Source organism: Actinomycetospora chibensis, assembly GCF_028737215.1.
GTDB lineage: Bacteria > Actinomycetota > Actinomycetes > Mycobacteriales > Pseudonocardiaceae > Actinomycetospora > Actinomycetospora chibensis.
The window spans coordinates 1-13,338 of the sequence record NZ_JAQZAM010000009.1; the positions used below are offsets into that span (position 1 = coordinate 1).

At 76.0% G+C, this 13,338-nt stretch carries 14 protein-coding genes; 7 read left to right on the forward strand and 7 right to left on the reverse strand.

What is annotated here, in order from left to right:
- Nucleotides 1-54: 54 nt before the first annotated feature.
- Nucleotides 55-1,200: an epoxide hydrolase family protein gene (locus tag PH189_RS14905; RefSeq protein WP_274189595.1), complete on the reverse strand. Its 1,146-nt coding sequence runs from the start codon at nucleotides 1,198-1,200 to the stop codon at nucleotides 55-57.
- Nucleotides 1,201-1,262: 62 nt separating this feature from the next.
- On the opposite strand from PH189_RS14905, the gene PH189_RS14910 reads away from it, so the two are divergent.
- Nucleotides 1,263-2,219: a helix-turn-helix transcriptional regulator gene (locus PH189_RS14910; RefSeq protein WP_274189596.1), complete on the forward strand. Its 957-nt coding sequence runs from the start codon at nucleotides 1,263-1,265 to the stop codon at nucleotides 2,217-2,219.
- Between the two features lie 13 nt (nucleotides 2,220-2,232).
- Here the strand turns inward: PH189_RS14910 and PH189_RS14915 are convergent, their stop codons facing one another.
- Nucleotides 2,233-2,889 carry an alpha/beta hydrolase family protein gene (locus PH189_RS14915; RefSeq protein WP_274189597.1) on the reverse strand — a complete coding sequence of 219 codons (657 nt, stop codon included), beginning with the start codon at nucleotides 2,887-2,889 and terminating at the stop codon, nucleotides 2,233-2,235.
- Nucleotides 2,886-3,674, reverse strand: a complete 789-nt coding sequence (locus tag PH189_RS14920) for an SOS response-associated peptidase (protein WP_274189598.1) — start codon at nucleotides 3,672-3,674, stop codon at nucleotides 2,886-2,888. Before PH189_RS14920 ends, PH189_RS14915 begins: the two co-directional genes overlap by 4 nt.
- 101 nt (nucleotides 3,675-3,775) lie before the next feature.
- Here PH189_RS14920 and aroA point away from each other — a divergent pair, with 101 nt between their 5' ends.
- Together aroA and rsgA are read left to right on the forward strand one after the other, a co-directional pair.
- Nucleotides 3,776-5,092 (forward strand): 3-phosphoshikimate 1-carboxyvinyltransferase, encoded by a 1,317-nt coding sequence (aroA, locus tag PH189_RS14925; RefSeq protein WP_274189833.1) that lies wholly within the window; start codon nucleotides 3,776-3,778, stop codon nucleotides 5,090-5,092.
- Nucleotides 5,093-5,099: 7 nt separating this feature from the next.
- A complete protein-coding gene (gene rsgA, locus PH189_RS14930; RefSeq protein ID WP_274189599.1) occupies nucleotides 5,100-6,143 on the forward strand; it encodes a ribosome small subunit-dependent GTPase A in 1,044 nt (347 codons plus the stop codon).
- A 3-nt stretch (nucleotides 6,144-6,146) separates the two neighbouring features.
- Here rsgA and PH189_RS14935 read toward each other — a convergent pair whose 3' ends face one another.
- On the reverse strand, nucleotides 6,147-6,740 hold the full coding sequence (locus PH189_RS14935; protein ID WP_274189600.1) for a nucleoside/nucleotide kinase family protein: 594 nt from the start codon (nucleotides 6,738-6,740) through the stop codon (nucleotides 6,147-6,149).
- Nucleotides 6,741-6,757: 17 nt separating this feature from the next.
- Between PH189_RS14935 and PH189_RS14940 the strand changes: the two genes are divergently transcribed.
- The gene (locus PH189_RS14940) at nucleotides 6,758-8,065 is read left to right on the forward strand and encodes an FAD-binding domain-containing protein (protein ID WP_274189601.1); all 1,308 of its coding nucleotides are present in this window, start codon (nucleotides 6,758-6,760) and stop codon (nucleotides 8,063-8,065) included.
- 64 nt (nucleotides 8,066-8,129) lie between these two features.
- A complete protein-coding gene (locus tag PH189_RS14945) occupies nucleotides 8,130-8,900 on the forward strand; it encodes a DUF5710 domain-containing protein (RefSeq protein WP_274189602.1) in 771 nt (256 codons plus the stop codon).
- 25 nt (nucleotides 8,901-8,925) lie between these two features.
- Here PH189_RS14945 and PH189_RS14950 read toward each other — a convergent pair whose 3' ends face one another.
- Genes PH189_RS14950 through PH189_RS14960 form a run of 3 tightly spaced genes read right to left on the reverse strand, consistent with a single transcriptional unit; the run spans nucleotide 8,926 to nucleotide 11,814 of the window.
- Entirely contained in the window at nucleotides 8,926-9,429 is a 504-nt protein-coding gene (locus tag PH189_RS14950; protein ID WP_274189603.1) for a DUF6912 family protein, read from the reverse strand.
- On the reverse strand, nucleotides 9,426-10,391 hold the full coding sequence (locus PH189_RS14955; protein ID WP_274189604.1) for a patatin-like phospholipase family protein: 966 nt from the start codon (nucleotides 10,389-10,391) through the stop codon (nucleotides 9,426-9,428). The genes PH189_RS14950 and PH189_RS14955 overlap by 4 nt, the downstream gene beginning before the upstream one ends.
- 7 nt (nucleotides 10,392-10,398) lie before the next feature.
- Entirely contained in the window at nucleotides 10,399-11,814 is a 1,416-nt protein-coding gene (locus PH189_RS14960) for a WS/DGAT/MGAT family O-acyltransferase (protein ID WP_274189605.1), read from the reverse strand.
- A 66-nt stretch (nucleotides 11,815-11,880) separates the two neighbouring features.
- Between PH189_RS14960 and PH189_RS14965 the strand changes: the two genes are divergently transcribed.
- Both PH189_RS14965 and PH189_RS14970 read left to right on the forward strand, forming a co-directional pair.
- The gene (locus PH189_RS14965) at nucleotides 11,881-12,666 is read left to right on the forward strand and encodes a TrmH family RNA methyltransferase (protein WP_274189606.1); all 786 of its coding nucleotides are present in this window, start codon (nucleotides 11,881-11,883) and stop codon (nucleotides 12,664-12,666) included.
- 108 nt (nucleotides 12,667-12,774) lie between these two features.
- Nucleotides 12,775-13,323, forward strand: coding sequence for an Rv3235 family protein (locus PH189_RS14970; RefSeq protein ID WP_274189607.1), 549 nt, complete (start codon nucleotides 12,775-12,777; stop codon nucleotides 13,321-13,323).
- The last annotated feature ends 15 nt before the right edge of the window (nucleotides 13,324-13,338 follow it).

Sequence of the window (13,338 nt, forward strand, 5' to 3'; positions counted from 1 at the left end):
CCTTCCGCGCCACCCTGGCCTGGCTCTCATGAACCACCAGACACGCGCTAGCGCTCACTCCACGGGGCCGAAGAACACCCGCAGGTCCGCGACGATCGCCTCCGGCTCCTCCATCGCCGCGAAGTGACCGCCCCGCTCGTGACGGCTCCAGTGGACGATGTTCGTGTTGTCGCGCTCGGCGAACACCTTGATCGTCTGGAAGTCGTGGGCGAACACCTGCACGCCGGTCCGCGCGGCGCTGACCCGCGGCTCGACCCCCGAGTGCGCCTCCTCGAAGTGGTAGCGCGCGGCCGTCGCCATGGTGTTGGTGAACCAGTAGAGCGAGACCTGGGTGAGGATCTGCTCCTCGCCGACCAGGCTCGTCCCGTTGCCGAAGGAGGTGAACAGCTCGTTGTACGCGAGCTGGCCGACCGGGGAGTCGGCGAGCCCGACGGCCACCGTCTGCGGGCGCGAGCCGTTCATCTGGTTGTAGCCACCCACCGCCTGGAACCACTGCATGTGCTCCAGCCCGGCGTAGTCCGACGGCTCGAGGCGCTCGAACTCGCTCGGGTCGCCCGACGGGAAGCTGAACAGGTGCAGGACGTGCAGGCCGAGGAACCCGGGCGGGTCGAGGAGGCCGAGCTCGCGCGCGACCATGGCGCCGCCGTCGCTGCCGTGGGCGCCGTAGGACTCGTAGCCGAGCCGGCGCATGAGGGTGTCGTAGGTGCGCGCGACCCGGGCCATCGTCCAGCCGCGGTCTGCCACCGGCGTCGAGAACCCGAACCCCGGCATCGACGGCACGACCACCGAGAACGCGTCCTGCGCGCGTCCGCCGTGGGCGACGGGGTCGGTGAGCGGGCCGATCATGTCCAGGAACTCGGCGAACGAGCCCGGGTAGGTGTGCAGCAGGAGCAGCGGCGTCGCGTCCGCCTCGGCCGACGGCACGTGGACGACGTGGACGGTCTGGCCGTCGATCTCGGTCAGGTAGTTCGGCACGGCGTTCATCCGCTTCTCCTGGGCGCGCCAGTCGAACGTCGTGCGCCACCGCTCGACCATCGCGGCGAGGTAGTGGTTCGGCGTGCCGTAGTCCCAGTCGTCCCCGGGGGCCGGGCGCGGCAGGCGGGTGCGGGCCAGCCGGTCGGCGAGGTCGTCGAGCTCGGCCTGCGGGACCTCGATGGTGAAGCGGCCGATGGCGGTGCTGCTGCTGGTGTCGCTGCTCATGGGAGAACGATAGGAACCAACCAGGCACGTTTCGTTCCTCGTTTACCGGCAGGATTCACCTCGTGCGCGACACCTCGGCCCGGATGCTGGCCCTCCTCTCGCTGCTCCAGTCCCGCCCCGACTGGCCGGGACCGGAGCTCGCCGCCCGCCTCGGGGTGAGCACCCGGACGATCCGCAACGACGTGGCGCGGCTGCGCGAGCTCGGCTACCCCGTCGACGCGGAGACGGGCCGGACCGGGCGCTACCGGCTCGGGGTCGGGGCCTCCCTGCCCCCGCTGCTGCTCGACGACGACGAGGCCGTGGCGATCGCCCTCGGGCTGCGCGCCGGCACCGGGCTCGCCGGGACCCGGGAGGCCGGGGACCGCGCGCTCGCCAAGCTCGACCGCGTCCTGCCCCATCGCCTGCGCCGCACCCTCGCCGCCCTCACCCAGGCCACCGACCGTGGGCCGGAGAACACCGGGTCCGACGCGCCCGACCCCGAGGTCGACCCGGCTCTGCTGCGCGCGCTCGCCGAGGCGATCCGCGACCGGACGTCGCTGCGGGTCGGCGGGGGTGCCGACGGACCCACCCGGCTCCTCGAGCCCTACCGCCTCGTGAGCTGGCAGCGCCGCTGGTACGTGGTGGTGCGCGACCCCCGGGACGACCGCTGGACGGTGCTGCGCGCCGACGGCCTGGACCTGCGCACGCCGGGCGGCGGACGCTTCACGCCCGTCGAGCCACCCGAGGACCTCACCGATCTGGTGCTCCGCGAGGTCGCGGCGTCCGGGTGGTCGGTGCACGCGCGGATCGTGGTCCACGCCCCAGCGGCGGAGGTGCTCGCGCACATCAATCCCGCGGTGGGTGTGGTCGAGCCGCGCGACGAGCACAGCTGCGTGCTCGTGACCGGCGCGGACAGCGTCGCCACCGTGTCCGCCTACATCGGGATGCTGGACATGGACTTCCACGTCGACGGCCCGCCCGAGCTCGTGGCCCAGCTGCGTACGACCGGCGAGCGCTACCTGCGGGCCGTCGGCGAGTGAGACGGCCGACGGCTCAGTCGACGCGGCCGGAGAGGCGCCGGCGTTCGGGAACGAGCTCGTCGAGCCAGGAAGCGACGGCGTCGCGAACCAGGCCCTTCGCCTTCAGCGAGTGATCGCCGCGCACGGTGACGACCCGGCGGTGCTTCCCCGGCGACGGGACCCCGAACCGGTCGTTCTCCCCCGACACCGCGAGCACCGGTATCCCCGCGTCGTCGACGGCGTCGATCTCGGGACCGCGGTCCGGACGCGTGCCGTCCCGACGCGCCGGGGCGAGCAGCGGGAACGCCAGGGTGAGCACCCCGACCGGGGCCGGGTCGGCGGACACGGCACCCCGGCACGCGACACGGGCGCCGGACGAGCGGCCGCCGTGGATCTGCGGGGTGTCCGGGAACCGGTCGGTGAGCGCCGCGAGGACACACGCCCAGGACTCGTCGAGCTGCGCCGCCGGCGCGGGGGCCTTCCGTCTGGCGACGCGGTACGGCTGCAGCACCCGGGCCACGGCGAAGAGCCCGGCTGCCTGCCGCGCCGCCAGCAGATCGGGCGCCTCGATGCCCCCGCCCGCCCCGTGGCCGAGCACCAGGAGTCCGAAGCAGAGGTTCGGCGCCTCCAGGGCGACCCGGGCGGGCCCGTGCGGTGTGGCGACCTCGAACTCGTCGACGTCGACGATCACTGCGTCGCCGGGACGTCGGCCTCGAGATCCAGGTCGAGGCCCACCTGCTCGGGCTCTTCGTGGGTCTCCTCGAGCAGCTCCGGCCCGTGGTTCTTCACGTTGTTGACCTTCGTGGAGACCTGGCGCAGCTCGAACGATGTCAGCAGCTCGGGCGGGGGCGGCTCGAGGAGGTCGGTGGGATCGTCGTTGTCCGGGTCGAGCCACGCCTTCCAGCGCTCGGCCGGGAGCACGAGCGGCATCCGGTGGTGGATCTCGGTGAGCGGGCCCGCGGCGTCGATGGTGACGACCGTCGTGCTGATCAGCGGTGACGTCCCCGTGGGCGCGTCCTTCGGCCGCCACGTCTCCCAGAGGCCCGCGAAGGCGATCGAGCGTCCGCCGGGCAGCGTGATGAAGTACGGGATCTTGCGTCCGCCGGGGCCGTCGCGCTGCCACTCGAACCAGCCGTCGGCCGGGAGCAGGCAGCGTCGCCCCCTGGCCGCACGGCGGAACGCGGGCTTGCTGGTCAGCGAGTCGGACCGCGCGTTGATCATCCGGCTGCCGACCTTCGGGTCGTCCGCCCAACCCGGCACCAGACCCCAGCGCATGGCGCGCAGGCTGCGCTCGAGCCGCTGGGGGTCGGCCTTCCCGGCGCCGTCGCGCGGGTGCCGGTCGACGACGGCGAGCACCGTCGTGGTGGGCGCGACGTTGTGCTCGGGTCCGGGCCACGCGCCCTCGGTGGCGTCGACGGCGTCGAACTCCTCGGCGAGGGTCGCCGGGTCCTTCGCCTGGCTGTAGCGGCCGCACATGCCTCCATCCTGGCACCGGACGCCGACACCCTGCGGACGATCACCCGCGGGTCCGCTCCCCCGGTGTCGCTCCGGCGCGGGAGGATGGGGTCATGACCGACGTGCTCGAGCCCTGGCCCGCCCCGACCGCGGGCGGGCCCGTGCGCGGGACGGTGTCGGTGCCCGGGTCGAAGTCGGTCACCAACCGGGCGCTGGTCCTCGCCGCGCTCGGCACCGACGGCGTCACCCGGCACGTCCGCGGGGCCGCCCGCTCGCGCGACACCACACTCATGGCCGGCGCGCTCGAGGCGCTGGGGGCCACCGTCACCCTCACCGAGGGCCGCACCGGCACCGTCGACCTCGCCGTCACCGCCCCCGGCACCTTCCACGGCGGGCACGTCGACTGCGGGCTGGCCGGCACCGTCATGCGCTTCGTCCCGCCGGTCGCCGCGCTGGCCGACGGGCCTGTCGTGCTCGACGGCGACCCGCGGGCCCGCGAGCGGCCCATGGGCGGCATCGTCGCCGGCCTGCGCGGGCTCGGCGTCGGGGTGGTGGGCGAGACCCTGCCGCTGACCGTCACCGGCGGCCCGCAGCCGGCCGGGGGCGAGGTGACCGTGGACGCGTCGGCGTCCAGCCAGTTCGTGTCCGGGCTGCTGCTCTCCGGGGCCCGCTACACCCGCGGCGTGACCGTCGTCCACGCCGGCGAGCGCGGGGTGCCGTCGCTGCCGCACGTGGCGATGACCGTGGCGATGCTGCGCGACGCCGGGGTCACCGTCGGGCAGGACGGCGGGGAGGGCGCCGCGCGCTGGCACGTGGCGCCAGGCCCCGTGCAGGCGCCGGCGGTGCTCGACGTCGAGCCCGACCTCTCGGGCGCCGCCGTGTACCTGGCCGCGGCCGTCGCCACCGGTGGCGAGGTGACGGTGGCCGGCTGGCCGGACACCGACCTGCAGCCCGGGGGCATCGTGCTCCGGGTGCTCGAGGCCTTCGGCGCCCGCGTCGAGCTCGGCGCCGCGGGGCTCACGGTGCGCGGACCCGACCGGCTCCGGGGCGTGGACGTGGACCTCACCGAGGTCAGCGAGCTCACGCCGACCGTGGCGGCGCTGGCGGCGGTCGCCGCGAGGGACGGGGCGACGTCGCGGCTGCGGGGCGTGGGCCACATCCGCGGCCACGAGACCGACCGCCTCGCCGCACTCGCCGCGGAGCTGGGCACCGTGGGCGCCCGGGTCACCGAGACCGAGGACGGGCTGGAGATCGCCCCGGCGCCGCTGTCGGCGCCGACCCGGCCGTGGCGCGCCTACGCCGACCACCGGATGGCCACCGCCGGCGCGATCGTCGGGCTGGTCGTCGACGGCGTGCGCGTGGACGACGTCGCGGCCACCACCAAGACCCTGCCCGACTTCGCCGCCGACTGGCCGATGCTCGTCGGCGCCGGGGCCTGAGCGGCCCATGTCACCGAGCGGGGCGCGGGGTGGCGGGCGCGGGGAGACGTCGCGCCTCGACGAGTCCGACGTCCGCGTCCGTCCGGGGCGCGGCACCCGCCCGCGCTCGAAGCGACGCCCCGACCACGCCGACGCGGAGGCGGCGATGGTCGTCGCCGTCGACCGCGGGCGCTGGACCTGCGCGCCCGACGAGGACCCGTCCCGGCGCGTGGTCGCGATGCGGGCCCGGGAGCTGGGCCGGACGCCGGTGGTCGTCGGCGACCGCGTCGATCTCGTCGGCGACGTCTCGGGTGGTGACGACGCCCTGGCGCGCATCGTCCGCGTCGCCGAGCGCAGCAGCGTCCTGCGCCGCACCGCGGACGACACCGACCCCTACGAGCGCGTGGTCGTCGCCAACGCGTCACACCTGGTGATCGTCACCGCGCTGGCCGACCCGGTGCCCCGCACCGGCTTCGTCGACCGCGCGCTCGTCGCGGCCTACGCGGGCGGGCTGACGCCGGTGCTGTGCCTGACGAAGGCCGACCTCGCCGACCCGGCCGAGTTCGCCGGCAACTACGCCGAGCTCGACCTGCCGGTGGTCGTGACGCGGTCCGACCGCGATCCCGGGGAGCTGCGCGAGGTGGTCACCGGTCGGGTGTCGGCGCTCATCGGGCACTCCGGGGTCGGCAAGTCGACGCTGGTCAACACCCTCGTCCCCGACGCCGACCGCGCCGTCGGTGTCGTCTCCGGAGTGGGCAAGGGGCGGCACACGTCGACCTCGGCGGTGGCCCTCCCGCTGCCCGACCACTCGGGGTGGGTCGTCGACACCCCGGGCATCCGGTCCTTCGGGCTCGCGCACATCGCCCCCGACGACGTGGTGGCGGCGTTCGGCGACCTCGCGGCGGCGATCGAGGAGTGCCCGCGCGGCTGCGCGCACCTGGGCCCGCCGTCGGACCCGGAGTGCGCGCTCGACACCGAGGTGGCGGCGGGCCGCCTCGGCCCCGGGCGCCTCGACGCGCTGCGCCGGGTGCTCACCGCGCTGCGGACCCCGGCGTGGGAGACCGGAGGGTGAGCGTCAACCGCTGAGCACGACGTCGGCCCGGTGCGCCGTCGCGGCGATCATCCGGGCGTTGGCCCCGTCGCTGCCGTCCGCCCGGGCCACCGCCTCGGCGTGGCCGCGGCCGTGCCGCTCGTGGCGCGCGATCAGCCGGGCGCGGCGGACGTCCTCGTCGGGGGCGAGGAACCAGGCCTCGTCCAGCAACGCCCGGATGCCGTCCCACGGGGGCTCGTCGAGCAGCAGGTAGTTGCCCTCGGTGACGACGACCAGCGCCCCGGGCGGGACCTCGAGGGCCCCGGCGATCGGCTCCTCGACCTCTCGCCGGAACTCGGGCGCCCACACCGTCGCCGCGCGGGAGCGCACGCGGTCGAGGAAGGCGACGTAGCCCGCGGCGTCGAAGGTGTCCGGGGCGCCCTTGCGGTCGCGGCGGTCCAGGCGGTCGAGCACCGAGTTCGCCAGGTGCCAGCCGTCCATCCCCACCACGGCGACCTCGGGACCGGCCAGCGACGCGGCGAGCGTGGACTTGCCCGCGCCGGGCCCGCCGACGATGCCGAGGAGGCGGCGGCGGCCGTCGGAGCGGGCGGCGTCGAGGAGGTGCGCGATATCGGTCACGACGCGCACTATCGCCGATGAGCGGGTACGCCCGGCCGGTGCAGCTCCCCGTTCCCTCTCCCGGGCCCGACGCCGCGGTGCGATTCGTCCGTGAGCACCTCGCCGACCTCACGTGCGACACCCCGGCGGCCTCGGAGAACATCCGGGGCGGGCAGACCGCGGCGGACGCCGCCCTGGCCGCGCTCGACGTCACGGGCTACGCCGGGAGCCGCAACCAGGTGTGGCCGCCGGAGCGCCGCGGGGCGTCGCGGATGTCCCCTTACGTCCGCTACAACCTCGTCGACCTGCCCACGCTGTGGGACCACGTCGCGGACGCGCCGTCGAACGACCGCCGGAAGTACCGCGACGAGCTGGCCTGGCAGGAGTTCACCCGCCACCTCTACGCCCGCTTCGGGCGCGACGGACGGCCGGCGCTGCGCGAGGAGCTGCGGGCCCTGCCGCCGCAGCCGTCCAAGGTGTGGGACGAGCCGTGGCCCCGGGACATGCGGTGCATGGACGCCACGGTGGGCGAGCTGCACGCCGACGGCTGGCTGGTGAACCAGACGCGGATGTGGCTGGCCAGCCAGTGGACCGTGCGGGCCGGGGCGCGGTGGCGCGACGGCGAGGAGGAGTTCTTCACCCACCTCCTGGACGGCTCCCGCGCCGCCAACCGCCTGAACTGGCAGTGGACCACCGGCGCCGGCAACGGCAAGGCCTACGCGTTCTCCCGCTGGCAGGTGGAGAAGCGGGCGCCGGCCCTGTGCCGGGAGTGCGCCCTGCGCGACGCCTGCCCGGTGGCGTCGTGGCCCGCCGACCAGCGGACCTCGCGGGTCGCGGTCTCGGACCTGCTGCGCGGCGACCCCGACCCGGCCGTGACCGCCGGGCCGGAGTCAGACGGGCCGGAGTCCGCCGGCCCGGAGTCCGGCGGGCCCGAGTCCGCCGACGGCGACGCCGCGGTCGACGCCGTGTGGCTGACGGGCGAGTCGCTCGGGGACGCCGACCGCGCGCTGGTGGCCCATCCCGACGTTCCGGCGGTGTTCTGCTTCGACGAACCGCTGCTGAGCGGGCTGATGCTCTCGGGCAAGCGGCTGGTGTTCCTCGTCGAGACCCTGGCCGACCTCGCCACCCGGCGTCCCGTCGAGATCCGGCGGGGCCGGGTCGCCGACGAGCTCGCCGGGCGTCGTCTCGCGGTGACCTTCGCGCCGGTGCCGGGGTTCCGCCGCCGCGCCGCCAAGCTCGAGCCCGCGGTGGTCCACCCGTGGCCCTGGCTCTTCCGCCCGCGCGCCGGTCGCATCCAGTCCTACTCGGCGTGGCGCAAGGGGATGCCCGCGCAGCCCGACCGCTGAGCGCGCCCCCGGGGGTCGGGGCGACCTGCCATCCTCCCGGGCAGGAGCTGCCGAGGGGGTCGGGATGGTGCGCGAGCAGCAGCCGTGGCTGGACGTGCCGTTCGGCGAGAAGGACGACGCCAAGGCCGCCGGGGCCCTGTGGGACCGGCGGGCCAAGCGCTGGTACGCCCCGCGGCCCGGGATGGCCGAGCTCGCCCGGTGGCTCCCGGCCCACCGGGACGAGGCGACCCCGGCCGAGGTCGCGTCCGACGAGGCTGCGGCCGACGGGTCGGCACCGGACGAGGTGTCTCCTCCGGAGCCGACCCCGCCCGAGGTCCTGCTCGCCGAGGCCATCCGGTGGCTGACCGAGCCGAACGTCCTGGCCCGGCTCACCCGGCGCCGTCCGCCCTGGCGCGTGCTGCATGCCGTGCCCGTCGGCGAGGGGCACGCCGACCTCGACCACGTGCTGATCGGCCCGCCCGGCGTGGTGACCGTGACCGTCGAACGTCATCCCGGGGCGGCGGTGCGCGTCGACGGCGACCGGTTCACCGTCGACGGCGAGCACGTGGAGCACGTGCCGCGGGCGCGGGCCCAGGCCGAGCGGGCCGGCCGGCTCCTCGCCGTCGCCCTGGGTTCCGACGCCGGGGCGGCGCCGCCCGTCGTCGCCGCGCTGGCGGTCGACGCCGCGTCCGTGACGCCCGCGCCGGGCGGGGAGCTCCCCGCGGGCGTGCTGGTCACCACGCCCGCGAGCCTGTCCCGGCTGGTCACCGCCCTGCCCGCCGCGCTCGACGACCGCGAGATCGACGAGCTCTACGCCGTGGCGCGACGCCTCGGCACCTGGACCCGCGACCTCTGACCCGCTGGCACCGGGGACAGGGGTCCTACAGGAGCTCCAGCACGAACGGCAGTTCCTGGACGCCGTACCAGGCGAGCTCATGGTCCTCGACGTCACCGAGGATGAACTCGGCGTCCGGGTCGCCGAGGTCCGCGGCGTCGACGACGGCCGCCGCGGCGCGGACGGCGTCCGCGGCATCGACGAGATCGAGGTGCACGGCGGCGAGACGCGCCATCGGGATCGGGCCCCCGACGCGGACGACGGCGTCGTCGAGGTCGGGACGCAGGGTCACGTCCTCGACGTCGGCGCTCACGACCGCCCGGCGGGGCGACGCGTCCGGGTCGTCGGCGAGCTCGGCGGCGAGCAGGCGCAGCGACGCGCGCGCGGCCTCGGACATGGCGACGTACTCGAGCTCCTCGTCGTCACCCGCCGCGTAGGACTCCCGCAGCCGTGGGGTCAGGGCGAACGCGGTGCCCGAGAGGGGCTGGAGCGCCTCGGTGTCGAGCAGCCGCCGCAGACCGGCCACCGTGGCCGGTACGTAGATCCTCACCGTTCTCCTGCCCTGTCGTCGTCCGCCCCGGCCCACCGCGCCGCCGTGGTGCGCAGCGCCACCCGCGCGACCTCGGCCTGCTTGCGGGGGTCCATGACGTTCCAGCCGGTCACGGCCCGGTCCTCGGCGCCCGGGGCGTGCTCGGTCACCGCGATGCCGGCCTCGCGGAGCCGCTCGATCTCACGGGTCGAGCGGCCGCCGATCAGCCCCCGCAGCCACCCGTCGGTGGCCGCGACGGGATCCGACCACACCCTCGACGTCGGTCCCGACCGGGCCAGGGGCACCAGCACGAGGGCCTCGTCGACGCGGGGCAGGTCGTCGTCGAGCAGCAGGTCCGCCGACGTCGCCGAGCACACCCCGCCGTCCACGAAGCGGCGCCCCGCGATCCGCACCGGCGAGAACCAGCCCGGCACCGCGCACGACGCCGTCGCCGCCTCGGCCATGGACGCTGGCGGTGCGCCGTCCCGGCCGAAGGGCACGCGCGCCCCGCTGTCGTAGTCCATCGCCACGATCCGCACCTGCGGACGCTCGGGCCACGTCTCGCTGGACCACTTCGTGGCCCAGCGGTGCAGTCCCGTGGTGTCGCCCCGGCCGGTCGGCAGCAGCGCCGCGCCGAAGGCGAGCGGCGGGAAGCGCCGCGGGCGGCGGGCGATCTCGCCCAGGAGGCGCATCGAGCCGGGCCCGACCCGCGGCATCGGCGGCCGGCCGCGGCGCGCCGTCGACGGCGGCGCGCTCTTCGGGCGCGGTCGCGGCGGGGGCGGGTCGAGCAGCTGCTCGAGCATGTCGGCCACCGGGACCCCGCTGGCCAGCGCCGCGGCGACCACCGAGCCCGCCGACGTCCCGACCATCACGTCGGCCTCGCGGGCGTCACGCCCCGTCGCCTGCTCCCAGGTCGTCAGCGCGGCGACCGTCCAGGCGTAGCCCAGCTGGCCACCGGTGCCGAGGACGAGGCCGAGACTCACGGCCGACTCACCGCGGGACCGTTGCGACGAGCTCGGCGAGGGCCTCCGTCACCAGCGGGCCGAGCTCGTCGACGTCGGCCATCGAGTCGCGGTCGGCGTTGAAGCCGTAGAAGACCCCGCCGTCGTAGGACGTCAGGCCCACCGCGAGGGACTGGCCCTTCGCCAGCGGCACCACGGGGTACATCTCGAGCATCCGCGCCCCCGCCGCGTACAGCGCGTGCTGCGGGCCCGGGACGTTGGAGACGACGAGGTTGAACAGCCGGCGCGCGAAGCCGTTGGCCGCCCGCGCCCCGAGCGCGTGCAGGGTGGGCGGCGCGAAGCCCCCGACGCGCACCAGCGCGTTCGCCCCCACCGACTGACCCGACTCCTTGTGCTCGCGCATCGCGTGCGCCACGTGGTGCATACGCAGCACGGCGTTGGGCTCCCCGACGGGCAGGTCGACGAGGTACGAGGCGATCTGGTTGCCCAGGAGCCCCGCGCCCACGATCGAGCCCGTCGTCTCGGCGTCCCCGCGCACGGACAGCGGCACCATCGCCCGCATCGTCGTCGTCGGGGTCACCGACGCACCGCGGGTGAGCAGCCAGTTCCGCAGGGCACCGGACACGACCGCGAGCACCACGTCGTTGATCGTGCCGCCGTGGGCGCGGCGCACGGCGCGGTAGTCCTCGAGGTCGGTGCGGGTCATCGCGAACCGGCGCTGGGTCGAGATCGGGACGTTGAGCGGGCTCACCGGGGCCGGCCGGACGGCGGTGCGCACCGCGGAGAACAGGCCCCCGGCGACGCCCGCGACCTTGGTGACGGTGTCGGCGGCGTCGCGCACCGCGTCACGGGCGGCCTCGACGGCGTTGCCGGGACGGGAGACGTTCTCGCTGAACGCGTCGTACATCAGCCGCCACGACGACGGCTCGCTGCGCGCCACCCAGACGTCCTCGGGGGTCGAGCGCCCCGAGGCGGTGTCGTCGAGTACGACCTGACCGATGTCGATCGACGCGACGCCGTCGACCATCGCCTGGTGGGTCTTGGTCACGAGCGCGACCCGGCCTCCGGACAGGCCGTCGACCAGGTACATCTCCCACAGCGGGCGGGTGTGGTCGAGCGGGCGAGACATGAGACGGGCCACGAGGTCACACAGCGCGCGCTCGGTGCCCGGAGGCGGCAGCGCGGAGCGCCGGACGTGGTAGGTGACGTCGAAGTCGACGTCGTCGATCCACACCGGCCGCGCCATCCGGCCCGGCACCTCGCGGATCTTCTGGCGGTAGCGCGGCACGAGGCCGATGCGGCTCGAGATGAGGTCGACGAGGCCGTCGTAGTCGAACCCGGACTTCGGCTTCCGGAAGAGGGACACGCTCCCGACGTGCATCGGCGTGGTCGGTTGATCCATGTAGAGGAACGAGGCGTCCAGCGCCGACAAGCGGTCCGGCATGGGCGCGATCGTCGCACAGGGCCGGACCGGCGGCCGTGGGTCGGGCGCTCTGCCAGGCTGGAGGTGATGACCCCCTCACCTGTGTCGGACGCCGGGCCCCCGGTCTCCCCCAAGGACACCTTCGTCACGGTCTACGGGCGCAAGCCGGTGCTGGAGGCGCTGCGCGACCCGGCGCTGGCGGTCGACAAGGTCGTCCTCGCCGAAGGGGCCGACCGCGAGGCGGTGCGCACGTTCACCGAGGCCGCCCGGGCGCGGGGGCTGGTGCTGCAGCGCGCCACGGCCCAGCGGGTGAAGGTGCTCGCCGGCAACGGGCGCCAGGACCAGGGCGTGCTCGCCGACGTCGTCGCCCCGCGGATGCGTCCGGTGGAGCACTTCCTCGCCGACCTGGACCCGGCCGCCCCCGCGCGGGTGCTGGTGCTCGACGGCCTGACGAACCCGGCGAACGTCGGGATGATCCTGCGCTCGGCCACCGGCGCGGGCCTCGAGGGCGTGCTGCTGCCCCGCCGCGGCGTACCGGCGATCGACCCCCTGGTGATCAAGGCCTCGGCCGGGGTCGCCTTTCACGCCCCGGTCCTCCGGTCCCGGACGGCCGCCACCGGCCTCGCGGCCCTGGCCGAGGCGGGGTTCGTGCTCCTGGGGCTGGACGGCGCCGCACGGGAGTCCCTGTTCGACGCCGAGCTGCCCGACCGGGTCGCCCTGGTCGTCGGGGGCGAGACCGACGGGCTCACCGACGGCGTGCGCGACGAGCTGCACGGGACCCTGACGATCCCCCTCGCCGACGGCGTCGAGTCGCTCAACGCCGCCTGCGCGGCCACGGTGGCCTGCTTCGAGCTCGCACGCCGACGGGCCTGACGGAACCGCCACTCCTCCCGGACGGGCGCGCCTAGGCTGGCCGCCGTTCCCGCGGACCCGGTCCTCCCCCGGGCGCCCCGCCAGTGCTCCGCCATGCCGGGAGGACCCGTGTCCGTCACGCCGCTCGCGCTCGCCCCCTGCACCGCCCCCGCCCGTGCGCGCCGGGTCGGCGCGGTGCCGACGCCCCGGGTCCGGCCGCTCGCCGAGGTGCTGCCCCCGGACCGGCCGGCGGTGCTCGTCGACCCGGACGACGGCGCCCGCACCCGCCGGGCCCAGGACGAGCTCGACCGGCTCGCGGCGAGCCTGCGGCCCGTCGCGCTGCGCCTGCTGACGGCCGTGGCCGACGTGCTGGCGGGCCGGCGGCCGCACGGCGACCTCGGCCCGCTCCTGCACCCCGACGCCCTCGCGACCCTGGTCCGGGCCACGCGGCAGCCCGCGGGTCCGCGGCGCGGCACTGTCGGCGCGGCCACGGGCCCCGCCCCTCGGGCGGGTCTGCGCGGCCTGCGGGTGTGCGCCGTCGGGCCACGGACGGTCGAGGTCGTCGCCGTCGTGCACGGCCCCCAGCGTGTCCGCGCCCTCGCCGCACGCCTGGAGCGCGCGGGCGACGGCCCGGCCGACCCGGGCCACTGGCGCGCGGTGGCGCTGTGGCCCGGGTGACGCTGTGGCCCGGGT